General features: G+C 59.0%; 22 protein-coding genes. 9 read left to right on the forward strand and 13 right to left on the reverse strand.

All coding sequences use genetic code 11. The annotated features are described in order from the left end of the window. Positions 1-203: 203 nt before the first annotated feature. Together U6037_RS04610 and U6037_RS04615 are read right to left on the reverse strand one after the other, a co-directional pair. Positions 204-1,505 (reverse strand): serine/threonine transporter, encoded by a 1,302-nt coding sequence (locus U6037_RS04610; protein ID WP_322845956.1) that lies wholly within the window; start codon positions 1,503-1,505, stop codon positions 204-206. Positions 1,506-1,591: 86 nt separating this feature from the next. Then, complete coding sequence (locus U6037_RS04615) at positions 1,592-2,968, reverse strand: L-serine ammonia-lyase (protein WP_322845957.1); 1,377 nt, start codon at positions 2,966-2,968, stop codon at positions 1,592-1,594. A 135-nt stretch (positions 2,969-3,103) separates the two neighbouring features. Here U6037_RS04615 and U6037_RS04620 point away from each other — a divergent pair, with 135 nt between their 5' ends. Together U6037_RS04620 and U6037_RS04625 are read left to right on the forward strand one after the other, a co-directional pair. Next, positions 3,104-4,051: a LysR substrate-binding domain-containing protein gene (locus U6037_RS04620; RefSeq protein WP_007914183.1), complete on the forward strand. Its 948-nt coding sequence runs from the start codon at positions 3,104-3,106 to the stop codon at positions 4,049-4,051. 200 nt (positions 4,052-4,251) lie between these two features. Continuing rightward, positions 4,252-4,659, forward strand: coding sequence for an HPF/RaiA family ribosome-associated protein (locus U6037_RS04625; protein WP_064119419.1), 408 nt, complete (start codon positions 4,252-4,254; stop codon positions 4,657-4,659). 376 nt (positions 4,660-5,035) lie between these two features. On the opposite strand, the gene U6037_RS04630 is transcribed toward U6037_RS04625, so the two are convergent. From U6037_RS04630 to U6037_RS04645, 4 genes are all read right to left on the reverse strand, one after another. Continuing rightward, positions 5,036-5,404 (reverse strand): endonuclease domain-containing protein, encoded by a 369-nt coding sequence (locus U6037_RS04630; RefSeq protein WP_322845958.1) that lies wholly within the window; start codon positions 5,402-5,404, stop codon positions 5,036-5,038. Between the two features lie 281 nt (positions 5,405-5,685). Then, positions 5,686-8,031 (reverse strand): TonB-dependent Fe(3+) dicitrate receptor FecA, encoded by a 2,346-nt coding sequence (gene fecA, locus U6037_RS04635; protein ID WP_322845959.1) that lies wholly within the window; start codon positions 8,029-8,031, stop codon positions 5,686-5,688. Positions 8,032-8,209: 178 nt separating this feature from the next. Continuing rightward, positions 8,210-9,142, reverse strand: a complete 933-nt coding sequence (locus U6037_RS04640; RefSeq protein ID WP_322845960.1) for a FecR domain-containing protein — start codon at positions 9,140-9,142, stop codon at positions 8,210-8,212. Then, on the reverse strand, positions 9,139-9,627 hold the full coding sequence (locus tag U6037_RS04645; protein ID WP_322845961.1) for a sigma-70 family RNA polymerase sigma factor: 489 nt from the start codon (positions 9,625-9,627) through the stop codon (positions 9,139-9,141). The genes U6037_RS04640 and U6037_RS04645 overlap by 4 nt, the downstream gene beginning before the upstream one ends. 190 nt (positions 9,628-9,817) lie before the next feature. Between U6037_RS04645 and U6037_RS04650 the strand changes: the two genes are divergently transcribed. From U6037_RS04650 to U6037_RS04675, 6 genes are all read left to right on the forward strand, one after another. Beyond that, positions 9,818-10,123: a DUF3649 domain-containing protein gene (locus tag U6037_RS04650; protein WP_016986986.1), complete on the forward strand. Its 306-nt coding sequence runs from the start codon at positions 9,818-9,820 to the stop codon at positions 10,121-10,123. Further along, a complete protein-coding gene (locus U6037_RS04655; RefSeq protein ID WP_322845962.1) occupies positions 10,120-11,706 on the forward strand; it encodes a PepSY-associated TM helix domain-containing protein in 1,587 nt (528 codons plus the stop codon). The genes U6037_RS04650 and U6037_RS04655 overlap by 4 nt, the downstream gene beginning before the upstream one ends. After that, entirely contained in the window at positions 11,706-12,032 is a 327-nt protein-coding gene (locus U6037_RS04660) for a DUF3325 domain-containing protein (RefSeq protein ID WP_322845963.1), read from the forward strand. The genes U6037_RS04655 and U6037_RS04660 overlap by 1 nt, the downstream gene beginning before the upstream one ends. Position 12,033: 1 nt before the next feature. After that, positions 12,034-12,600: an RNA polymerase sigma factor gene (locus U6037_RS04665; protein ID WP_123595011.1), complete on the forward strand. Its 567-nt coding sequence runs from the start codon at positions 12,034-12,036 to the stop codon at positions 12,598-12,600. After that, complete coding sequence (locus tag U6037_RS04670; RefSeq protein ID WP_322845964.1) at positions 12,597-13,586, forward strand: FecR family protein; 990 nt, start codon at positions 12,597-12,599, stop codon at positions 13,584-13,586. The genes U6037_RS04665 and U6037_RS04670 overlap by 4 nt, the downstream gene beginning before the upstream one ends. Positions 13,587-13,782: 196 nt before the next feature. Then, positions 13,783-16,212 carry a TonB-dependent receptor gene (locus U6037_RS04675; protein WP_322845965.1) on the forward strand — a complete coding sequence of 810 codons (2,430 nt, stop codon included), beginning with the start codon at positions 13,783-13,785 and terminating at the stop codon, positions 16,210-16,212. 200 nt (positions 16,213-16,412) lie between these two features. On the opposite strand, the gene U6037_RS04680 is transcribed toward U6037_RS04675, so the two are convergent. Next, complete coding sequence (locus U6037_RS04680) at positions 16,413-17,288, reverse strand: AraC family transcriptional regulator (protein ID WP_322845966.1); 876 nt, start codon at positions 17,286-17,288, stop codon at positions 16,413-16,415. Between the two features lie 139 nt (positions 17,289-17,427). Between U6037_RS04680 and U6037_RS04685 the strand changes: the two genes are divergently transcribed. Beyond that, complete coding sequence (locus U6037_RS04685) at positions 17,428-18,330, forward strand: DMT family transporter (protein WP_322845967.1); 903 nt, start codon at positions 17,428-17,430, stop codon at positions 18,328-18,330. Positions 18,331-18,349: 19 nt separating this feature from the next. Here U6037_RS04685 and U6037_RS04690 read toward each other — a convergent pair whose 3' ends face one another. From U6037_RS04690 to U6037_RS04715, 6 genes are all read right to left on the reverse strand, one after another. Beyond that, entirely contained in the window at positions 18,350-18,859 is a 510-nt protein-coding gene (locus tag U6037_RS04690; RefSeq protein WP_322845968.1) for a DUF2165 domain-containing protein, read from the reverse strand. 148 nt (positions 18,860-19,007) lie between these two features. Further along, a complete protein-coding gene (locus U6037_RS04695; protein WP_322845969.1) occupies positions 19,008-19,982 on the reverse strand; it encodes a D-glycerate dehydrogenase in 975 nt (324 codons plus the stop codon). A 124-nt stretch (positions 19,983-20,106) separates the two neighbouring features. Then, a complete protein-coding gene (locus U6037_RS04700; RefSeq protein WP_322845970.1) occupies positions 20,107-20,571 on the reverse strand; it encodes a hypothetical protein in 465 nt (154 codons plus the stop codon). A gap of 609 nt (positions 20,572-21,180) precedes the next feature. Continuing rightward, positions 21,181-21,555, reverse strand: coding sequence for a DUF6124 family protein (locus U6037_RS04705; protein ID WP_322845971.1), 375 nt, complete (start codon positions 21,553-21,555; stop codon positions 21,181-21,183). A 702-nt stretch (positions 21,556-22,257) separates the two neighbouring features. After that, on the reverse strand, positions 22,258-22,632 hold the full coding sequence (locus U6037_RS04710; protein WP_077571200.1) for a DUF6124 family protein: 375 nt from the start codon (positions 22,630-22,632) through the stop codon (positions 22,258-22,260). Positions 22,633-23,042: 410 nt separating this feature from the next. Next, complete coding sequence (locus tag U6037_RS04715; RefSeq protein WP_007914118.1) at positions 23,043-24,011, reverse strand: LysR family transcriptional regulator; 969 nt, start codon at positions 24,009-24,011, stop codon at positions 23,043-23,045. Between the last annotated feature and the right edge of the window lie 122 nt (positions 24,012-24,133).

The raw sequence follows: 24,133 nt of genomic DNA on the forward strand, positions 1-24,133 counted from the left end.
CTGATTGAACGTGCAGTTGTTGACCGGCCGTGATCGGGTTGGTTCGCCAAACCGGATCACTGGCATCTCGTTCGCTGAGGTATGCAATTTCCGTTTGCCTCCTTTGGGATATAGCAAGGGGCATGCCGGGAAAATTGTCGAACAATGAACACGGGCATAAAAAAGGCGAGCCGCTGGGCTCGCCTTTTTTTAACAGCCCGTTTTCAGGGCAGAACCGAGTAGATGATCGCTGACAGTGCAATCAGGCCGATCAGCACCACAAACACGTTGGACACCTGCCCCGAATACTGGCGCAAGGCTGGCACGCGGCGGATGGCGTACATCGGCATCAGGAACAACAGGCAGGCAATCACCGGCCCGCCGAGGGTTTCGATCATGCCGAGGATGCTCGGGTTGAAGGTCGCCACGGCCCAGCAGCTGAGGATCATGAACACGGCGGTCGCGCGGTTCAGCCAGCTCACCGACATCACCCGGCCACGGCTGCGCAGGCTTTTCACGATCATGCCCTGGAAGCCTTCGCTGGCGCCGATGTAGTGGCCGAGGAAGGATTTGGTGATCGCCACCAGCGCAATCAACGGCGCGGCGTAAGCGATGACCGGGGTCTGGAAATGGTTGGCCAGGTACGACAGGATCGAAATGTTCTGCGCCTTCGCCGCAGCCAGATCCGCCGGCGACAACGCCAGTACACAACTGAAGCAAAAGAACATCACCGTGACGACCATCATGCCGTGAGCCATGGCGAGGATGCCGCTGCTCTTGCTTTCGGCCTGCTCGCCGTAGCGCTGTTTCTGATCCACCGCGAACGCGGAGATGATCGGCGAATGGTTAAACGAGAACACCATCACCGGGATTGCCAGCCACATAGTCTTGAAGAACACCGACATCGGCATCGCCTCTTGAGCACTGGCGAAAAACGCGCCGTTCCAGTTCGGGATCAGACTGAGCGCGAGCAGCAACAACGCTGCGACAAACGGATAAACCAGCACGCTCATGGCTTTGACGATGACGCTTTGGCCGCAGCGCACAATCGCCATCAGACCGAGAATCAACACCAGCGAGAGGATTGCCCGAGGCGGCGGGGCGATGTGCAACTGGTGTTCGAGGAAACTGCTCAGGGTGTTGGTCAGCGCCACGCTGTACACCAACAGGATGGGGAAGATTGCGAAAAAATACAGCAGCGTGATCAGCTTGCCGGCACCGCTGCCGAAGTGTTCCTCGACCACTTCGGTGATGTTTCCGGAGCGACCGGACAGGACGAAACGGGTCAGGCCACGGTGGGCGAAAAAGGTCATCGGAAACGCCAGTACGGCGAGCATCAGCAACGGCCAGAAACCGCCGACGCCGGCGTTGATCGGCAGGAACAACGTACCGGCACCAATAGCGGTGCCGTACAGGCCAAGCATCCAGGTTGTGTCGAATTTGCTCCAGCCCTTGTGGGCCGTTTCCGTTTTGCTTGTGCGATCTACAGCGGGATTTTCGGCAGCAGGTGTACGTACATCGGTCATCGGTATCGCCTCGTTATTATTTTTGCTCGGGCTCACGGTTGGCAGACCGTCGGGTGCGGTCTGCCGGGGCGGTCAGGGAATGCGCCTCAGCATTCCACCCAGCTCACAGCCAGGCCGCCCCGTGAAGTCTCTTTGTATTTGTCGTGCATGTCGGCGCCGGTATCGCGCATGGTGCGGATCACCCGGTCGAGGGAAATGAAGTGCTTGCCGTCACCGCGCAGGGCCATTTGCGTGGCGTTGATCGCTTTCACGGCGGCGATCGCATTGCGCTCGATGCACGGCACTTGTACCAGGCCGCCGACCGGGTCGCAGGTCAGGCCGAGGTTGTGTTCCAGGCCGATTTCGGCGGCGTTTTCCAGTTGTTCCGGGGTGGCGCCGAGCACATCAGCGAGGCCGGCAGCGGCCATCGCGCAGGCCGAACCGACTTCGCCCTGACAGCCGACTTCGGCGCCGGAGATCGAGGCATTTTTCTTACACAGAATGCCGACGGCGGCCGCACCGAGAAAGAAAGCGACGACATCATCGTCAGACGCGTCCGGATTGAATTTCATGTAGTAGTGCAGAACCGCCGGGATGATTCCCGCTGCACCGTTGGTCGGCGCGGTGACCATGCGCCCGCCGGCGGCGTTTTCTTCGTTGACGGCGAGGGCGAACAGGTTGACCCATTCCATCGCCGACAGCGTTGAACTAATCACGTTGGGCTTGCCGATTTCCAACAGGCTGCGATGCAATTTCGCCGCCCGGCGCGGCACATTCAGACCACCGGGCAGGATGCCTTCGTGACGCAGGCCCTGTTCGACGCACTCACGCATCACCGACCAGATGTGCAGCAGGCCCTGACGGATTTCCGCATCAGTGCGCCATGCGCGCTCGTTGGCCATCATCAGTTCGGACACACGCAGGTTGTGCTGATTGCACAGTGACAACAGTTCGGCGGCGCTGGAGAAATCGTATGGCAGCACCACGTCGCCGGCCGGAGCCACACCGGACTCGGCTTCCGCCGCTTCGATGATAAAACCGCCGCCGACCGAGTAGTACGTCTGCTCGAACAGCTCGGCCGTTTCGCCAAAGGCTGTCAGCGACATGGCGTTGGGGTGGTAGGGCAGGCTCTCATCCAGCAGCAGGAGATCACGCTGCCAGTCGAAAGCAATTTCTCTTTGCCCGGCGAGGGACAGTTGGCCTGTCTCGCGCAGTTGCTGGATGCGTGAATCGATGGTCGACGGATCGATGCTGTCCGGCCATTCGCCCATCAGGCCCATGACCGTGGCTCGGTCGGTGGCGTGACCGACGCCCGTCGCGGACAGCGAACCGTACAAACGGATTTCCACACGGCGCACATCGTTCACCAGATGCTGATCGATCAGCGCCTGAGCGAAGGTTGCCGCCGCACGCATCGGGCCGACGGTGTGGGAGCTGGACGGGCCGATGCCGACTTTGAATAGATCGAAAACACTGATAGCCATGCTAAACCCTTACAAGCAATGGAGTAGGAATCGCTGCCATTTTTTGTAGGACAAGCGCAATGTCGGCGATACTGCCTACCTCGGTCCTACGTGACTAACGAAACTTCCTAAGTAAGCCTTTAGCAGGACTAAACGATGAGTCGTCAATTGCATGCCCAGACCTATGTCTGGCTGCAGGTGTTTTCCTGTGCCGCGCGGCACCTGTCGTTCACCCGTTGTGCGGAGGAACTGCACATCACGCCGGGGGCGGTGAGTCAGCAGATTCGGCAGTTGGAAGAGCGCCTCGGCTTTCGTCTGTTTCATCGACGGGCGCGCGGTGTTGAACTGAGCGCCGAAGGGCAGCGTTTGGCGATTACCGTCAATGAGGCGTACGGCAGCATCGATGCCGAATTGCGTCGGCTCGACGCCGGGATGATCAGCGGGATTTTGCGCGTGCGCTCGATTCCGTCGTTTCTCAGTAAATGGCTGACGCCGCGATTGCCACGCCTGCAACAGCGCTATCCGGACATCCAGCTACGACTGGTCGCCGAGGACAGCAGCGTGCCGTTGCACGAAGGTGACTTCGATCTGGCGATTGATCTGAACGACGGCAGTTACCCGGGATTGTTATCCACAGCCTTGCTCGACGAGCAGATTTTCCCGGTGTGCGCACCGAGCCTGTTGCGTGGGCGTCCGCCGCTGCACGGGCCGGCGGATCTGGTGCATTTTCCATTGCTGCACGACATCACTGCCTGGCGGGGCAGTTATGAATATGCAGAGTGGGAATTCTATTTGAACGCCATCGGCTTCGAGGGCGCCGACGTACGGCGTGGGCATACCTTCAACCGCAATCACCTGACCATCGAAGCGGCGATTGCCGGCATGGGCGTGGCGATTGCCAGACGCACGTTACTTAACGATGAGCTGGAGCGGGGGACATTGATTGTGCCGTTTGGCCTGTCGGTGCCTAATCACAAACGTTACGTACTGCTTTATGCACCGGGGGCCTTGAGCCATCCTGGCGTGCGCGCCGTGCATGACTGGCTGGTGGAGGAAGCGGGGATTTTTCGCAGTTTGCATCCGTTGAATGACGGGCAATTGTGAGCAAATTTTGCCGGGTTGCGAGGCGACCCAACTCCCGACCTTACCAGTGCTTTGCTCGGTTGTCCGGCTTTTTTTGCGAATGAATATTTATCTTTTTTCAGGGGTTGAAATGTTCGCCGGTCGGGCCGATTGTTGTAACCAGGAGGTCAGGAAATTCAACTCAAGGCCTCTCACGAGCTAGCTGAAATAAGGGATGAACTATGCAAATCCAAGTCAACAGCGATAACCATGTTCAAGGCAGTAAACGACTGGAGGAGTGGGTACGTACAACCATTGAGAGCACGCTCGACCGTTATGAAGAAGACCTGACCCGTGTCGAAGTCCACCTGAGCGACGAGAACGGTGACAAACCAGGTCCCCATGACTTGCGCTGCCAACTGGAAGCGCGGCCAAAAGGCCATCAACCGATTTCCGTGACCCACAAAGCCGATTCGCTGGAACAGGCGATCGACGGCGCTGCCGAAAAACTCGAGCACGCCCTGGAGCACCTCTTCGGCAAACTGCGAGGTAAACCACGCGCCGCGGTGGTGCCATTCACCGGCAAGGCCAACGACAAGCTGTTGGCGGAAGAGTTTGACGAGAATGAACAGGCAGCGATCAACAGTTGATACGCTGATTTTATAAGCCACCCAATGAGAACGGGCCTGCGAATGCAGGCCCGTTTTTGTTTGTGGCGGTTTTTGCGCAGGGCATTAGAAAGCAGCCCCTCACCCCAGCCCTCTCCCTCTGGGAGAGGGGGCCGACCGAGGTGTCTTATGAGTTACATCGACCTGAAAGACCGAGTCGATTATGGATTCGGCAAAGTACTTTCAATTCCATGAGTTTCTGAACCATCCTCGGTCAAGCCATAGCCCAGCGGGAGTAGAGCCAGCTGAGGTGCATCGACCTGAAAGACCGAGTCGATTATGGATTCAGCACTGTTCCTTCAGGTCGGCGTATTTCTCAAGCATCTCCCAATCAGTTCCCTCTCCCTTTGGGAGAGGGTTAGGGTGAGGGCAATCTTCGAACTGACGCAATTCGTATGATCTGCTCCAGCACATTGTCCATCTGCTGGATCACCTCAAGATTACTGAAACGCACGACCTCAATGCCCTTTCGATGCAGATAGTGCGTTCGACGCTGATCATGAATTACTCCCGGCGTTTCATAATGCTGACCACCGTCCAGCTCAATCGCCAATTTCAGCTCTACACAGTAAAAATCCAGCACGTAAGGGGGCCAGGGGAACTGTCGGCGAAATTTCAGATTGGCGATCTGGCGTGAGCGCAGCTTTTGCCAGAGCAGGTGTTCGCAGTCGGTTTGATTGACGCGTAACTGGCGGGCGAATTGGGCGAGGGTGGGGCGATTTTGCATGCTTCACGATCCTTGTGAAGTTGGTTTGAAGTTTTACTGTAGACCATGACCCGCGGACCCTCACCCCAGCCCTCTCCCAGAGGGAGAGGGGGCCGACCGAGGTGTCTGGCGCTGTACATCGACCTGAAAGACCGAGTCGACTATGGATTCGACGAAGCGGTTTCAGGTCGAGTCGATTATGGATTCGGCACAGTACGTTCAGGTCGGCGTACCTCGCAAGCATCCCCCAATCAGTCCCCTCTCCCTCTGGGAGAGGGCTAGGGTGAGGGGCTCTTCAATCCTCAGAACGCAACGGATGTCTGCACATACACTGTCCGCGGCTCACCCACATATTTGCCCTTGTTGTTGTCATCAAACGAACGCGTGAAGTACTGCGTGTTGAAAATGTTCTTAACCCCCACCGCCACGTTCAAATCCGACAATTGCGGCCCGAAGTCATACCCCGCGCGGCTGCTGAACAGCATGTAGCCCGGGATTTTGCCGGTGCTGCCATCAGCACTTTCCTTCGAGGTGTTGGCGTTGTCGGCGAACTGGTCGCTCTGGAAGCTGCTGTCCAGATTGAGCTTCCATGGCCCTTCGGTGTAACCGACGCCAATCGTGCCTTTGTGTTTCGAGGAGAACGGCACGCGATTGCCTTTGTTCGGCCCGTCTTCGCGGATGGTTGCGTCAACATAGGCGTAGCTGGCGTAGACATCGAAACCGGCGAGTGCCGGGCTCAAGTCATCCAGCGCGTAATTGATGCTGGTCTCGATGCCCTGGTGACGGGTTTCGCCTCGGGCAATCACCGAATCGTTGGTCTGGTTGCTTTCATACTGGTTGTCGAAGTTGATCAGGAACGCGCCGATCTCTGCACGCAACGCACCGTTGTCATAGCGCGTGCCGAGTTCCCAGGTGCGGGCCTTCTCCGGTTTCACTTCGCCGCTGGTAACGCGGTTAGGCATCTGGCTGTACTGCACGCTGCCGAACGAGCCTTCTGTGTTGGCGTAGAGGTTCCAGCTGTCGGTCAGGTGATAAAGCACGTTCAACGCCGGCAGCGCGGTGTTGTAGTCGCCCTTGTATTTGACGTTGGTCAGGTTGTTGGTCTGCTGCGATTCGATCATCTCGTAACGCACGCCCGGGGTGATCGTCCATTTGCCGATGTCGATGCGGTCGTCAACGAAGAACGCATTGGCTTCGGTGCCGCCACGGGTATCGCGGTCGTTGCGACTGTTGGTGGTCGGGTATTCGTTGCTGGCGATCGGCGTGCGATAGCGCAGTTCGTGACCAGCCTCGTTGATGTAGCGGTAGCCGACGCCGACTTCATGGCTGCTCGGGCCGAGGTCGAAGCCTTGGGCGAAACGGGTTTCCAGACCGCGCACCCAATACTCGCGCGGTGACAGCGAAAGGAACGTGCCCTGATCGAGATAACCGCTGCGCAGGGTTTTGGTGAAGAAGGTGTTGGCGGTGAATTCGCGGCGGTCTTCCTGATAGCGATAGCCGAAGTTGAACAGGGTGCGACGGCCCCAGAACTGGTCTTTCGGCCGGGTCGACTGGTACGGATCAGCGTCGTAATCGGCGACGTTCAAACCGCCCGGCATGTCGGCCTTGCCTTCGTAATACTGGGCCATGGCGTTGAAGCTGTTGGCTTCGTCGAGCTGGTATTTGCCCTTGAGGATCAGGTCGTCGATCTCGGTGTCGCTGTGCTCGCGCCAGTCACCGCCGCGCGTGCCGGAGTACAGCAACGCGCCGCCCAGACCATTTTCGTTGGTGCCGCCCGCCAGCAGGTTGGCGCTGGTCTTGAAGCCGTCGTGGCTGGACGATGGGCTGGTTTCAGTCTGGAAGCCGCCCTTGACCGTCGGCTCGTCGGGAATCGCCCGGGTCACGAAGTTGACCACGCCGCCGACGTTCTGTGGGCCATACCGCACCGCGCCACCGCCGCGCACCACGTCCACGGCATCCATGTTGCCCATGCTGATCGGCGCGAACGATAACTGCGGTTGGCCATAGGGCGCGAACGGCACCGGAATGCCATCCATCAACACCGTCGAGCGTGCCGCCAGTCGCGGGTTCAAGCCACGGATACCGAAGTTCAGCGCCATGTCGTGGCTGCCGGTGCCGTTGTTTTCCGGAGCGTTGACGCCGGGAATACGGTTAAGTACATCACGCGCCTGAGTGGCGCCCTGGCGTTCGAACTCTTCGCGGCGGATCACATCGCGCGCGCCGGGATGTTCGAAGACGTTGATCTGCGCCGCATCACCGAGCCAGTCGCCGACGACTTTCGAGGTGTCCAGCTCCAGCGCGGCATCCGCCACCGGTTGCAGGCTGAACGCATTGTTGCCTTCGGCGCGCGCTTGCAGACCGGTGCCTGCAAGCAATGCATTCAAACCTTGCTCGGGCGTATAGCTGCCTTCCAGGCCACGGCTTTGCACGCCGCTGGTGACTTGCGAGCCAAACGAAATCAGCACGCCCGCTTCACGGCCAAACTGGTTGAGGGCGTTCTCCAGCGACGATGGCGCGATGTGATAGGCCTTGGCATCGGCGGCCAGCGCGGCGGCCAGCGCGGCGGGCAGGGCGCTGAAGCTCAGGCTGGCGCCGAGAACGAGATTGCGCAGGCTGCGAGCCAGTGGCGTGAGGCGAGTGGGGTGCATGGTGGATGATCCTGAGAAGGTTGAATCAAGGGGGCTTTCCTTCTCTGTCACGCCAGATCTGAAAAACGGCTCATTTATTTTTCAAAATCAAAAGATCGCAGCCTTCGGCAGCTCCAACATTTGGAATGCATATCTTCTGTAGGAGCTGCCGAAGGCTGCGATCTTCTGATCTTGCTCCTCAAACCCGCGCTTCGACGGTCACCCAGTAGCGGGTAAAGCGCTTCACCTTCACCGGCAAACTGATTTCCAGTAGATCAAGAATCCGCTCGCTGTCATCCAGTGGATACGTGCCGGAGATCAGCAAATCGGCGACTTTCTTGTCGCAATTGAGTTGTCCGCGACGGTAGCGGCCAAGTTCATCGAGGAAGTCACCGAGACGCATGTGCGCGGCCACCAGCATGCCGTCGGCCCAGGCGCCGCTGTTGGCGTCCAATGGTCTGGCTTCGCTGACGGCGGTCGAGGTGAAACTCAGTTGGCGTGCGAGCGGCAGCAGCATCGGCGCGCGCCCGCTTGTACTCAGTTCGACCCGGCCTTCAAACAGCGCGACCTGCGTGTGATCAGCGAACTGACGCACGTTGAGGCGTGCGCCCTGCGTTTTCAAAATGCCCTGAGCCGTTTGTACTTCGAAGGATTGCGCCGCCGTCAGGAGGATTTCGCCTTCGAGCAGACGGATCAGTCGTGCCGAAGTGTCGACATCCACCGCGCTGGCTGTGTTGAGTTGCAACTGATCGCCGGCACCAAGCGCCACTTTGCGCCGTTGCCCGATCGGGCTGCGGAAATCGGCGAGTAGCGACGGCAAGGGATTGTGCTCGCGCATGCCCCAGGTGACGGCCGAGCCGGCACCAAGAATCAGCAGCAGCTTCAGCGCCTGACGACGGCTGCCGGACTTCGGCCCGTTCAACGCCGCATGCGCCAGCGGCGAAGACACTCCGCGCAAGCGCTGGTTGACCCGTTGAATGTGTTCCCACGCGCGCCGGTGTTCGCTGTGCGCATCCAGCCACTGTTGCATTGCCAATTGCTGGCGTGGCGAGAGTGCGCCCTGCTGCATTTCCATCAGCCAGTGCACGGCCTGCTCGGCCACCTGTGAGGAGAAATCCGCCGCGCGGTTCATCGGGCGAAGTAGCAGCGCATCGCTGCTTTGTTCAGATGCCGTTTGACCGTGGCCACGGAGATAGCCAGTTCAGCGGCGATCTGTGGATAAGTCAGGCCATCGACCTGCGCCAGCAAAAAGGCGCGTTTGACCTGACGCGGCAAACCATCGAGCAACTCGTCCAGCTCCATCAGGGTTTGCAGGATGATCGCCTTGTGTTCTTCCGACGGCGCGACCATTTCCGGCATCTGCGCCAAGGTGTCGAGGTAAGCGCGTTCCAGATCCTGACGGCGGTAATGATTGAACAGAACGCGCTTGGCCAGGGTCGTCAGAAAGGCGCGCGGCTCGATGATCACCGGCGGTTCGCGGGCGGTCAGCACCTTGATAAACGTGTCCTGCGCCAGATCCGCCGCGCTGTCCGGGCAGCCGAGTTTGCGCCGCAGCCAGCCAGTGAGCCAGCTGTGATGAGCCTGATAGAGCGTTTCGACGGGATGGGCGGAGGACAACGGTATTACTCCGGGCGCTTGATGGCGCGGTAGAGAGTATGCGTTAGAGAACAAGAACTGTTCGCATTGTAAGGGGCGAAATGCTTAACCGGCAATCAGATGCTTTTGCGTATGAGAATATTTATCATTAATATTGCTCGCTTGTAGGTTCGGCTGATCGGCCGGACGTTTTTCGTTTCAGGGTCGAAACATGAAAGGCAAACTCGCCACACTTCCCATGTCCTATCGTCTGGCCGTCACCTCACGGGTGTTGGCGGCGGTGTTTGGCGGCTATCTCGTTGCGGCGCTGGCCAGTGTCACCCTGACGCTCTGGCTGCCGTTGAGCCGCGCCGAAGCGGTGGTGACAGGCATGACCATTTCCTTTCTGGTCTACCTGGTGGCCGTGCTCTGGTGTTTTGCCTGCCGCACAGCGTGGTCGGCTTGGGTCGGCTTGCTGGTGCCGAGCGTGATTCTGGCGACCATCTCCGGCGCGGCGCGTGGATTGGGGCTGGCATGAAAGAGGGCTTCCGTCAGGCGATGGCCTGGCTGCACACCTGGACCGGACTGTTGTTCGGCTGGTTGCTGTTCGCGATTTTCCTGACCGGGACGCTGGCCTATTTCAAAGATGAAATCAGCCATTGGATGCAGCCGGAAATCCCCGCGCGATCGGTGAGTGCCGAGACCAGCCTGACGCTGGCCCAGGATTATCTGCAACAACACGCGGCGGGCGCTTCGCGCTGGCTGATCGATTTGCCCGATGCCCGTGACCCTGGCCTGACCGTGCGCTGGCAGCAAGCGCCAGCCAATCCCGGTGAGCGCGGCCGTTTCGAAGCGAAAACCCTCGACGCGCAAACCGGCGCCGAGGTGCAGGGTCGCGACAGCATGGGGGGCGAGTTCTTCTACCGTTTCCACTTTCAACTGCAAATGCCTTATCCGTGGGGCCGTTGGCTGTCGACGATAGCGGCCATGGTGATGTTCGTTGCGCTGATCACCGGAATCATCACCCACAAGAAAATCTTCAAGGACTTCTTCACCTTCCGCCCGCGCAAGGGTCAGCGCTCCTGGCTTGACGGGCATAACGCGGTGGGTGTGCTGGTGCTGCCGTTTCACTTGATGATCACCTACAGCAGCCTGGTGATTTTCATGTCGATGGTCATGCCGGCGAGCATCGTCGCTTCATACGGCAGTGACGTGCGCAAATTTTATGACGAAGTTTTCCCCGCCTCGAAAACCCCGGAACGCGCCGACATCGCGGCACCGTTGGCGGCGATGGCGCCGCTGTTGAGCAAGGCCAGCGAGCAATGGTCGGGCGGCCACACGGCGCGCCTGTCGGTGAGCAATCCGGGCGATGCCAATGCGACGGTGGTGCTGGCCCGTGCCGGCGACAGTGTCGTGCATGATTTCGGTAGGGCCGTGACCTTCAACGGTGTGACCGGGCAGATGCTCGGCAGCACACCGGACCAGCCGCTGGCGATGGCGGTGGGTGGCGCGTTCTATGGTTTGCACATGGGCCACTTCGCCGGGCCGGTGCTGCGCTGGCTGTACTTCATCTGCGGGCTGGCGGGTACAGCGATGATCGGCACCGGACTGGTGATCTGGCTCGGCAAGCGTCAGCTCAAACATGCCAAGAGCGGCGTGATGCCATTTGAATTGCGCTTGGTTGAAGTGCTGAACATCGCCAGCATGGCCGGGCTGGTCGCGGCGGTGGCCGTATTCTTCCTGGCCAATCGACTGCTGCCGGTGAGCCTGGTGGGGCGTGCGGACTGGGAAGTGAATGCGTTCTTTATCGCTTGGGGGTTGAGTGTGCTGCACGCGCTGCTGCGTCCGGGACGAAAGGCCTGGGTCGAGCAACTCACCCTGAGCGCCGCACTGTTTTTTGCGGTGCCGCTGATCAATGCGCTGACCACCCCCTGGAACCTCGGCGCCGCCCTGATGCGGGGCGATTGGGTGTTGGCCGGGTTTGATCTGACGTGCCTGGCAAGCGGTGTGTTTCTGGCTTGGGCCGCGTGGAAAATGCAGCGCGCCGGCAGCCCTGTCAGCGTAAAAAAGCCTCGCCGCGAAAAGCCCCGGCCGATCACCCTTGAGCAAGGGGCGAATTAATGCTTTTGCCTTTGTTGCTAACCTACGCCGGGTTCACCGTGTTGTGCTTGTCGATGCCTCGCCACCACGATGAATTGCTCGGCGAAAAACTTTCCGTCTCGCGTCGTCAGGCGCTGAAAATTGCTGGCTGGCTCTTGCTGTGTCTGTCGCTGTGGGCTGCCATCTCGGCGAACGGCTGGAGTTTCGGTCTGGTCGACTGGTTCGCCGTGCTGATGCTCAGCGCCCTGGCCTTGGTGTTGTTGCTGCCGTATCGCCCGCGTTTCGCATTGGCGCTGGCCGGTGTCAGTCTGCTGGCCAGCCCGGTCGCCGCATGGGCGCAGTGCTGAGGTGCTGATCGGCCTGCCGCCGGAATCCCGCGACGACGAGCCGCGCGGGGCGCGTGCGCATTTTCTTCAGGTGTTTTTGTCCCAGCGTTCGCAAATGGAAGCGCTGGTGAACCGCCGCGTCGGTTGCCGAGCGACGGCGGCGGATCTGGTGCAGGATCTGTTTTTGCGTTTCTGGCGGCGGCCGCTGGTGCAGGTCGAAGAACTCAGCACCTACCTTTTGCGCTGCGCCGGCAACATCGCCATCGATCACCTGCGCAGCGAAGGCACGCGCACGCGCGTCAACGAAGGCTGGCAACCGGACGCTCCAGACAGCCACGGCAGTGAACCGCAAGCGGCGCTGGAAGCGGGCAATGATCTGCGCCATGTCGAAGCGGCGTTGCGTGCGTTGCCCGAGCGCACCCGGCAGATCTTTTTGCTCAATCGCATCCACGGCCGCAAGTACGCGGACATCGCCAAGGCCATGGGCCTGTCCCAAAGTGCCGTGGAAAAACATATGATGCGCGCCCTCGAGGCCTGCAAGGCCAGCCTGCGCGAACCCGCGCCACGCCTGCCAGGGAAAGCACCGTGAAGCCATCCGATTCCGTCGTTCCGACGCCCGCGCAAGAGCAGGCCGCGTTTGCCTGGCTGAGCCTGTTACATGATGGGCCGAGCGCCGGCGATCAATTGACCTTCAGCCAATGGCTACGGGCTGATCCGGCGCATGCCGAGGCTTATGCGCAGGCGCAGGTGCTCTGGGAGCTGAGTGAAGGCCCGGCGCGCATGCTGGCCGATGAAGAGGCTTCGGCGTTGCAGGGCTATATCGATGCGATGGATCGCCCGCGTCATTCGCCGCTTTTGCGTTGGTCGGGGGCACTGACGATGGCGGCGTGTCTGTTGCTGATGGTCAGCCTCGGCACGGGTTGGCAACCGCAGCGCTGGATTGATGATCTGGGCGCGGATTATGTCTCGGCACCCGGTGAAATTCGCACCGTAACCTTGGCCGATCAATCGCAAGTGACGCTGGATGGCGACAGTGCGATTGCCGTGGATTTCAGTCGTGGCGAGCGGCATGTCCAGTTGCGTCGCGGTGCCGGGTTTTTCACGGTTACGCACACCGGCGAGCCGTTTGTGGTCGAGGCCGAGAAGGGCGAGGCGCGGGTGCTCGGCACGCAGTTCGAAGTGCGTTTGCAACCTCACGGTGCGCAGGTCACGGTGTTGTCCGGGCGCGTGGGGGTGACGGCGGATCGCGGTGGCGAACAGCAGATTCTCACCGCCGGTCAGCAGGTTGCTTACGGCGAAGGCTCGACGCAAAAGCTTCACGCGGTGGACAGCGAGGCGCAACTGGCCTGGCGTCAGGGTTGGCTGACGTACTACAAATCGACGCTGGCGGACGTGGTCGAGGATCTGCGGCGTTATTACCCGGGGCGGATTGTCTTGCTCAACGATGAGCTGGCGGCGCGCAAGGTCAGTGGCAGTTTTCCGAGCAAGGATCCGCAGGCTGTTTTGAATTCTCTGCAAGGGGTATTGGGGTTTGAGCAGCATCAGGTGCTGGGGCATCTGATTATTTTGCGCTGAGGCAGCAATCAAAAGATCGCAGCCTTCGGCAGCTCATTGGAATGCGATCTCCTGTAGGAGCTGCCGAAGGCTGCGATCTTTTGATCTGCAAAAATATTTTCAGATTTGTGGTGAGGTAAACCCGAGCCCCATCCGTGTAGTGACTGAAACTGCGAGTCATTCGCATCCGTTGCGGTTCTACACAGGTCATTGAGTCATGAAGTCCAGGGCAAAATCGGGTTCGGTCAAACAGTGGTTGGGCGTGTCGGCATTGAGTTTTTCGGCATTGGCGTTGTTGCCTATGAGCGTGGCGCTTGCCGCCGAAACTGTCAGCAGCCAGACGCAGAAGCAGTTCAACTTTTCGCTGGCCGCCAAGCCACTGCCGCAAGCCCTGAACGACTTCAGCCGCGTCACCGGGCAAAGCGTGGTCTACACCGACGAAGCGCCGTACGGCCTCACCGCGCCGGCCGTCAATGGCCAGATGAGTGCCGAACAGGCCCTGCAACGCCTGCTCAGCGGCTCCGGCCTCAATTTCCGGCGCACCGATAGCCACACGCTGGCGCTGGAGCCCAAACCCACCGAAGGCGCGTTGAACCTCGGTGCCACCACCATCACTTCGATGCGCAACGAATCGATGAGCTACCAGCCGCCGGAAACCAGTTCGGTGATGCGCTCTTCGGCCTCGCTCCAGGAAACCCCGCAGACCGTCAACGTCATTCCGGCACAGGTCATCCGCGATCAGGCGCCGCGCAATCTTGACGATGCGCTGGCCAATGTCAGCGGCATCACTCAGGGCAACACCCTGGGCAGCACGCAGGATTCGGTGATGACTCGCGGTTTCGGTGATAATCGCAACGGCTCGATCATGCGCGACGGCATGCCGATCGTGCAGGGTCGCGGCATGAACGCCACCGTCGATCGGGTTGAAGTACTCAAAGGCCCGGCCTCATTGCTGTACGGCATTCAAGACCCGGGCGGCGTGGTCAACCTGGTCAGCAAGAAGCCTGAACTGACGCAATACAACGCCCTGACCTTGCGCGGTTCGACCTATGGCGAGGGCAAGAACGGCAGCGGCGGCACCTTCGACAGCACAGGCCCGCTGGGCGATTCCGGGCTGGCCTACCGCATGGTGCTCGATCACGAAGACGAAGATTACTGGCGCAATTTCGGCACCCATCGTGAAACCCTGATCGCCCCGTCGCTGGCCTGGTTCGGCGAAAGCACCAAGCTGTTGTTCGCCTATGAGCATCGCGAATTTCTCACGCCGTTCGACCGTGGCACGCTGATCGATCCGCGCACCAATCATCCGCTGGACATCTCGCGCAAAGAACGCCTCGACGAGCCGTTCAACAACATGGAAGGCCGCTCCGACCTCTATCATTTTGAAGCCGACCACGACCTCAATGAAGACTGGAAAGCCCACTTTGGTTACAGCTGGAACCGCGAGACCTACGACGCCAGCCAGGTCCGCGTGACCGCCATCGACACCAAAAAGGGCACGCTGACCCGCAGCATGGACGGCACCCAGAACGCGATCAGCACCGACCGTTTCACCACCGCCAGCCTCGAAGGCAAGGTCAACGTGCTGGGCATGCAACATGACCTGGTGTTCGGCGTCGACGACGAGTACCGCAAGATCTACCGCGAGGACTTGATCCGGCAGAAAAGCCTGACCACGTTCAGCTACCTCAATCCGGTGTATGGTCGCGAAGTCGCCGGCACGACCGTCAGCGCACCCGACAGCGCGCAGACTGATGAACTGCGCAGTGATTCGGTGTTCATGCAGGACTCGATTCACCTCAACGACCAGTGGATTCTGGTCGCCGGCGGGCGCTTTCAGGAGTACGACCAGTACGCCGGCAAAGGCGTGCCGTTCAAGGCCAACACTGACAGCAACGGGCAGAAGTGGGTGCCGCGCGCCGGTCTGGTGTATCGCTACACCGACGCCTTGTCGTTCTACGGCAGCTACACCGAATCGTTCAAACCCAACTCGACCATCGCCCCGCTGAGCGGCAGCAGCACCGTGCTCGACGGCAGCATCGCACCGGAAGAAGCCAAGTCGTGGGAACTGGGCGCGCGGCTGGACATGCCGGGGCGCGTCACTGGCAACATTGCGTTGTTCGACATCAAGAAGCGCAACGTGCTGGTGGCCAACTCTGAAGGCCCGACGACGATTTACAGCGCCGCCGGTGAGGTGCGCTCGCGCGGTCTGGAAATGGACCTGACCGGCCAACTGACTGACCGCTGGAGCATGATCGGCAGCTACGCCTACACCGATGCCGAAGTGACCGAAGACCCGGACTACAAAGGCAAGCGTCTGCAAAACGTGGCGAAGAATTCCGGCTCGTTGTCGGCGGTGTATGACTTCGGCAGTGTGATCGGTGGCGATCAATTGCGCGTGGGGGCTGGAGCGCGTTATGTCGGGGAACGTGCGGGTAACGCGGTGAATGATTTTGATCTGCCGAGTTATACCGTGGCGGATGCTTTTGCCACTTACGACACCAGGGTTGAGGGGCAGAAGGTCAAGTTTCAGCTGAATGTGAAGAACCTGTTTGATCGCACGTATTACACGTCGGCGGCGAGCCGGTTCTTTGTGTCGATGGGTGATTCGCGGCAGGTTTCGTTGTCCAGCACTCTGGAGTTTTAAGGCAAGATCACAAGCCCCTCACCCTAACACTCTCCCGGAGGGAGAGAGGACTGACCGGGGGATATTCCAGAGGTACACCGACTTGAACGTGATGCTTTGAATCCATAATCGACTCGGTCATTCAGGTCGACGTATAGCGCCAGACACCTCGGTCGGCCCCCTCTCCCTCCGGGAGAGGGCTGGGGTGAGGGGAGAAGGGCTCAACGCAAAAACGCCTGCCGATATTCCCCCGGTGTCCCGCCCAACACCTGCTTGAACCGATTAGTGAAATGACTCGCGCTGGCAAACCCGCACGCCAGCGCAATCTCGCCCAGCGGCAACGCCGTCCCGCGCAACAATTCCCGTGCCCGACTCAAGCGCCGCGCCAGCACATATTGATGTGGCGGCAGGCCGAAACTTGTGCGGAACATCCGCGCAAAGTGATATTCCGACAGCGCACACATCCCGGCCAGTTGTCCGAGGCTGATCGGCTCGGCCAACTGGTTGTCGATGAACTCGACCAGTTGCCGACGTTGATGCGGTGCCAAGCCGCCCTTCAAACGCAAACCCTGACGTGCGCCGACCTGACTGAGCAGGGTGTGGCTGATCAATTCATGGGCGAGACTGCTGGTTAGCAGACGTTCAGCAGGCTCGTCCCAATTCAGCGTCAGCAACTGCCGGAAGCGTTGCGCCTGTTGCGGATCTTCGAGAAAGGTCTGCTCGCGCAACTGCATCTCGCGGGGTTCGCGATCGAGCAGCGTGACGCAACCGAGGGCGAATTGTTCGGCGCTGAAATACAGGTGCGCCAAGCGGATATCGCCGTTGATCACCCAGCCCGATTCGTGATCGGCCGGCAGAATGCATAGCTTGTCTGGCCCGCCTTTTTGTCCGGGTTGATCGCGACGAAAGGTGCCGGTGCCACCGGCGATGTAGCAGGACAACGTATGGTGGGTTGGCGCTTCGTACTCCTGGGCATCGTGGTGATTGGTCCACAAAGCGGCAGACAAGCCGTCACCGAGCTCGGCGCTGTGCACAAGGCGTGCGTTCGGCGAGCTGTTTAACGCTTGAAAGACTTGCAGGGTATCGATGGCGGCCATTGTCGGTTCTCTTCAACGCCTTGCATCCTACTCCGTAGACGCCGCGCTGCCAGCCTGCCGCCTGACAAAAGCGCAAGAATCTGCAAGCGCGCAAGGCACGCGCGGGCAGACACTCAAGGCCTACCGAGGAGTGTGTGCCATGAACCTGTCGTTGTATTTGTTGACCGTGCTGATCTGGGGCACCACCTGGATTGCTCTGAAATGGCAACTGGGCGTGGTAGCGATTCCGGTGTCGATCGTCTATCGCTTCGGCCTCGCCGCGCTAGTGCTGTTTGCGCTGTTGCTGCTCAGCCGTCGCCTGCAACCGATGAACCGCCGTGGGCATTTGATCTGCGTGGCGCAGGGATTGTGTCTGTTCTGCGTCAACTTCATGTGCTTCCTGACCGCCAGTCAGTGGATCCCCAGTGGTCTGGTCGCGGTGGTGTTTTCCACCGCAACCTTGTGGAACGCGCTGAATGCGCGAGTGTTCTTTGGCCAGCGCATCGCGCGCAATGTGCTGATGGGCGGTGCACTTGGGTTGTTCGGCCTGGGCATGTTGTTCTGGCCAGAACTGGCCGGGCATCAGGCCAGCCCGCAGACCTTGCTCGGCCTCGGTTTGGCCTTGTGCGGCACCTTGTGTTTCTCGGCGGGCAACATGCTCTCCAGTCTGCAGCAAAAGGCCGGTCTCAAGCCGCTGACCACCAACGCTTGGGGCATGGCCTACGGCGCGGCGATGCTGTCGGTGTGGTGTCTGGTCAAAGGTATTCCGTTCGACATGGATTGGAGCCCGCGTTACGTCGGCGCGCTGCTGTATCTGGTGATCCCGGGTTCGGTGATCGGCTTTACAGCGTATCTGACGCTGGTGGGGCGCATGGGCCCGGAGCGTGCGGCTTACTGCACCGTGCTGTTTCCGGTCGTGGCGCTGAACGTCTCGGCATTTGCTGAAGGTTATCAGTGGACAGCGCCGGCGCTGGTCGGTCTGGTGTTAGTGATGTTGGGCAATGTACTGGTATTTCGTAAATCGAAAGCGGTGGTGGCGCCGGTACAGGGAAAGTTGGCTTGAAATCAACGAGCGCTGAACGTTAGCGCTCGACTTTCAAGGTGATGTAAATCATTACCGGGAAGATGAAGTCAACGATATGTCGCGCCCAATCCTTGGCATTCCATGATTGCGAAGTGTCCATGTCGAACCATTCGACACCTACGGTTTGCAGGCAGACGTAATAAATGAAGATTGCCGCCAGTATTCCCATGATCGAAAACTTCTTCGCCTCATGGAATACTTCTGCGGAGGCGTTGATGTTGCGATACAGCTGATAGGTGCCGATCAGGCATAACACGGTATACGTCACTTCCAGTGTGATGATGAACCAGTAGATCCGGTGATGAATCATCGGTGATTCAATGGCTCGGTACTTGATGGTTTCACTGGCGGTGGTGGTGTCCATGCTCAGGATGTGCGCCACGTAAGTGTAGTTTGAATCATAGTCGGTGAAGTTATGGATCATCACCAGCACGCCAAAGAAACTGATGTAGGCCATCAAAATAACTTTGCTGTAACGTATGAGTTTATCGGTGGTCAGGGTGTTCAAGGTATTGGCTCTCCATAGCGTTTGTCGATTATTCGACAGGCAGGCAGAGCTTATAATGCTGTTGTTTAATTTTGTTTGTTGTTCGATTTCAAGTTGTGTATTCGCGTAACTAACGGGCAAGTGCAGTGGTGCACTTGCCCGTATTCTTTTATCGGCGCCAGACTTGCGGATTGACCAGATCCTGCGGGCGTTCGCCGAGTAAGGCGCTACGCAGATTGGCCAGTGCACGATTGGCCATGGCTTCGCGGGTTTCATTCGTCGCCGAGCCGATATGCGGCAGGGTCACGGCGTTGCTCAACTGGAACAGCGGTGATTCGGCCAGCGGTTCCTTTTCATAAACGTCGAGGCCGGCGCCACGAATGCGCTTGTTTTGCAGAGCTTCGATCAATGCCGGCTCATCGACAACCGGGCCACGGGAGATGTTTACCAGGATGGCATCCGGTTTCATCAGCGCCAGTTCGCGATGGCTGATCAGATGGCGGGTCTTGTCGCTGAGCGGCACCACCAGGCAGACGAAATCGGCTTCGGCGAGCAGTTGATCGAGGCTGCGAAATTGCGCGCCGAGTTGTTCTTCGAGTTCGGTTTTGCGGCTGTTGCCACTGTAGATAATCGGCATGTTGAAACCGAAGTGGCCACGACGGGCGACGGCGGCGCCGATGTTGCCCATGCCGACAATGCCGAGGGTTTTGCCGTGGACGTCACAACCGAACAGTGGCGCGCCGACGCTGGCTTGCCATTGACCGGCCTTGGTCCAGGCGTCGAGTTCGGCGACGCGGCGGGCGCTGCTCATGATCAGGGCGAAGGCGAGGTCGGCGGTGCTTTCGGTGAGCACGTCGGGGGTGTTGGTGAGCATGATCCCGCGTTGGTTGAAGTAGTCGAGGTCGTAGTTGTCGTAGCCGACGGAGACGCTTGAGACCACTTCCAGTTTTATTGCGGTTTCCAGTTGTGCGCGGCCGAGTTTGCGGCCGACGCCGATGAGGCCGTGGGCGTGGGGCAGGGCTTCGTTGAACTGGACGTTGATGTCGCCGGCTTTTGGGTTGGGGACGATGACGTCGAATTCTTGTTGCAGGCTTTCGATCATGGGTGGGGTGATGCGGCTGAAGGCCAGGACTGTTTTTTTCATTGGGCTTGGGCTCGGCGGGGCTGGATTGCCAAGCAAGCTAACATTCCCTTTGCTGTTGTAGAAGGGGGCGCATCGCTGCGCGCCCCTTTGATGCAAACTTAACCGCAAAAGATAAAAAGTAATATCAAGTGATATCGCCAGCGAGTTCCGTGAGTCCTGCGGCTTCAATGTTTACATTTAGATTGAGTTCCTCATCCCCCCCCTCCAGTACGAGGTCCACATTGACAATACGAGCTGACAGTGTCCCCGCTTGTAGATCAAATTGAATGTCCACATAACCTTTTCCGTTTTTGATACCATTATAAATTGGGCCACCCTGCGTTAATGAAGGAGAGTATCGGATTAAATCTATTGGGCTGTCTTCGGTGAAGAAGTGCGTGCCATTTTTTATGTTGCTTGAGAAATGTAGGGTCATATGGCTTCCCTTCAAAGTGCCGGGAAAATGTATCTTGAAATCACAGTAGATCATTTTTTCCGGGATCACGTGTGAAAATATTCGCAGGTCAGGTAGTTCAATTTTCTTTTGAATTACACCCGTACCTTTTGCATAGCCGACACGTTGCGTCGCTTGTTCAAATGTCGTGGCCATTTGTATTTACCTTTGTTGGACGTGGTTGTTGAGTGGTGAATCTATACATTTGTGCGGAGTTATTGTTCGCTGGAGGGCTTGGGTTGACAACTGTCATATATGACAGGTTGTCTATATCGATTAGCTATTGATTTATGAGTTTTAAGTCACTTTGATTGTTGTGGTGATACCGATGAAAATCGCTAAGGTAAGCGAAAAAGTATCTAGGTGTTGCGCAGCGGTGGATCGACATCAAGAGTGGCAGTGGAGCAGACACCCGCCCTGTTAAATAGAGCGGTCGGGTTGGGGGGGGACGCGGGCATTATAAAAATCGTGTCTAACTGGCTTGCCAGCGACAGCGGCCGGACCGCCGACTACTTTCTAACTGCAAACACATGATCCAACTGTGGGCGCGAGCCTGCTCGCGAAGGCACGTGCTTGGCTTTTGTTTCTGGGTGAATTTTCCCTTCATCGGACCGCCGCCCGCCCAACCCTCTCCTCGAGGAGAGGAAGCCGATTTGTGGACTTTTACGATGTGAGCTCGACTCGGTATTTCACGTCGGCGTAACTCTCCCAAACACCTCGGTCAGTCCCCTCTCCCTCCGGGAGAGGGTTAGGGTGAGGGGCTTTTCAGCTATGTGCCGGGGATTGCGCGATTTCGTGGTTACCCAGCACGCGATTCACCGCCAGTTCGGCGAGCATGATGATTTGCTGAATCGCCAGAATCGTCCGCCGTTGCGGCAGGTCGATGTAGGCGGCGATGTCGCTGGTCATCAGGCTGGCTTGTGCCAGTGATTCGCAGGCGTGGACCAGCAGGCTTTCGCTGTCCTGTTCGGGGGCGACCTGGAACATGGTGCTGGGTTTGTGGAAGCGCAGGGTGAGGGCGTTGGGTTTGAGGTAGTGGTCGAGGGCGCGTTCGGCGGCTTCGTGGAATTTCTTCGAACCGGGGAATTCGTAGGGGGTGGTGTCGTCGGTTTCAGGTGGATTTTGAGGGGGATTGAGCACGGTGGAACTCCTTGAAGTGCTCCATTCATAAGCCGAGCGACCAAGCCCGGTTGCTGATTGGTCAGCGACACCCAAATCCTAGCCACCGCACTTCCGACGGACAACCGTCAAAACCTGTCGGAAACATCCGCAGATTCCTGGTTTTCGTAGGAGTTGTCGTCAGTGTGGATTGCTTGATTTTTAAACGGGAAGTCCGGCGATCGCAGGCTGTGGCTGATCTGCGCGAAGATGATTTTCTGTTTAAGGTTTGCCCATGGCAACAGCCGAAGTGGAGGGGAAGACACGCGCTTGGCCTTTGTTTCGCGGTGAATTTACCCCTCACCCCAGCCCTCTCCCGAGGGAGAGGGAGCCGATTTGTGAGCCTTTCAAAATTTGAGTTCGACTCGGTATTTCACGTCGGCATAACTCGCCCAAACACCTCGGTAAGTCCCCTCTCCCTCCGGGAGAGGGCTAGGGTGAGGGGCTTTTGATCTGTGCACTGATTCAGAATCTGAGTTCGACTCGGTATTTCACGTCGGCATAACTCGCCCAAACACCTCGGTCAGTCCCCTCTCCCTCCGGGAGAGGGTTAGGGTGAGGGGCTTTTGATCTGTGCACTGATTCAGAATCTGAGTTCGACTCGGTATTTTACGTCGGCATAACTCGCCCAAACACCTCGGTCAGTCCCCTCTCCCTCCGGGAGAGGGTTAGGGTGAGGGGCTTTTAGTTGTGTGCCGGGGATTGCGGGATTTCGTGGTTATCCAGCACGCGGTTCACCGCCAGTTCGGCAAGCATGATGATCTGCTGAATCGCCAGGATCGTCCGTCGTTGCGGCAGGTCGATGTAGGCGGCGATGTCGCTGGTCATCAGGCTGGCCTGTGCCAGTGATTCGCAGGCGTGGACCAGCAGGCTTTCGCTGTCCTGTTCCGGGGCGACCTGGAACATGGTGCTGGGTTTGTGGAAGCGCAGGGTGAGGGCGTTGGGTTTGAGGTAGTGGTCGAGGGCGCGTTCGGCGGCTTCGTGGAATTTCTTTGAGCCGGGGAATTCGTAGGGGGTGGTGTCGTCGGTTTCGGGTGGATTAGGCGTTGGTTTGAACATAGGAAACATACTCGTGGCAAGTTGAGTTGAAGCTGCCACTTTTCGTTTTCCAGACGATAGGGTGGCAGCTGTGCGCGGACTGGAAAAACCGGTCAACTCACCAAAACCGGCAGGCCCAAGGGCCTCCCGCGCACAGCCGCCATAACATTGCGAGCTAAAAAGCGCCGCAGTATGCCATGAGCTTTGGTAGTTGAAATCGGGTTTTCCAGACCCGGTCACTGATGCGTCAGCGACACCCAAATCCTAGCCACCGCACTTCCGACGGACAACCGACGCAACCTGTCGGAAAGATCCACGAAATCTCTGTTCTGTAGGCTCTGCCGTAGGCCGCGATCTTTTGATTTTTAAACAGCAAGATCAAAAGATCGCAGCCTGCGGCAGCGCCTACAGGTTTCGTGGTGTGTTGAAAATCAGTTGGCGACGCGCGCGCCGGCGAGGCTGCCACTCAACTCATAGGCGGCCAATTCGGCTTGATGCGCCGCGAGAATTTCCGGCAACGAGCCACGCAAATACTCAACCCACGTCTTGATCTTCGCATCCAGATATTGCCGCGACGGGTAGATTGCATACAGGTTCAGCTCTTGCGAGCGGTAGTTTGGCATGACCCGCACCAGCGTGCCGTTGCGCAAGCCTTCGATCGCCGCATACACCGGCAACACGCCCACGCCCATGCCACTGGTAATCGCGGTTTTCATCGCGTCGGCGGAGTTCACCAGAAACGGCGAGCTGTTGATGGTGACCATTTCCTGGCCTTCCGGGCCGTCGAAGGCCCATTTTTCCAGGGGAATCACCGGGCTGACCAGGCGCAGGCAGGCGTGGTTGAGCAGGTCGCTGGGTTTTTGCGCGGCGCCGTTGGCTTTCACGTAGGCCGGCGAGGCGCAGACGATGCTGTAGGTGATGCCCAGCCGTTGCGAGACGAAACCCGAGTCCGGCAGTTCGCTGGCGAGCACGATGGACACGTCGTAGCCCTCGTCGAGCAGGTCCGGTACGCGGTTGGCCAGGGTCAGGTCGAAGGTGACGTCGGGGTGGGTCTTGCGGTAGCGGGCGATGGCGTCGATGACGAAGTGCTGACCGATGCCGGTCATGGTGTGCACTTTCAATTGCCCGGCCGGGCGCGCGTGGGCGTCGCTGGCTTCGGCTTCGGCCTCTTCGACGTAGGCCAGAATCTGCTCGCAGCGCAGCAGGTAGCGTTTGCCCGCTTCGGTGAGGGCGATGCGCCGCGTGGTGCGGTTGAGCAAGCGGGTTTGCAGGTGGGCTTCCAGGTTGGAGACCGCGCGCGAGACGTTGGCGGTGGTGGTGTCGAGTTGCACGGCGGCGGCGGTGAAGCTGCCGGCTTCGGCGACACAACTGAAGGCGCGCATGTTTTGCAAAGTGTCCATGGGGTGCTCTCAAGGGAGATGGCAAATTGTGACACGAAGTTTCAGGGGCGAGACCCCCGACCAAGGGATTATCTCGTTAACCGTAACAAAGATTCACAGAAATCCCAGCTTATCGCCGTACA

The organism is Pseudomonas sp. B33.4, assembly GCF_034555375.1.
GTDB lineage: Bacteria > Pseudomonadota > Gammaproteobacteria > Pseudomonadales > Pseudomonadaceae > Aquipseudomonas.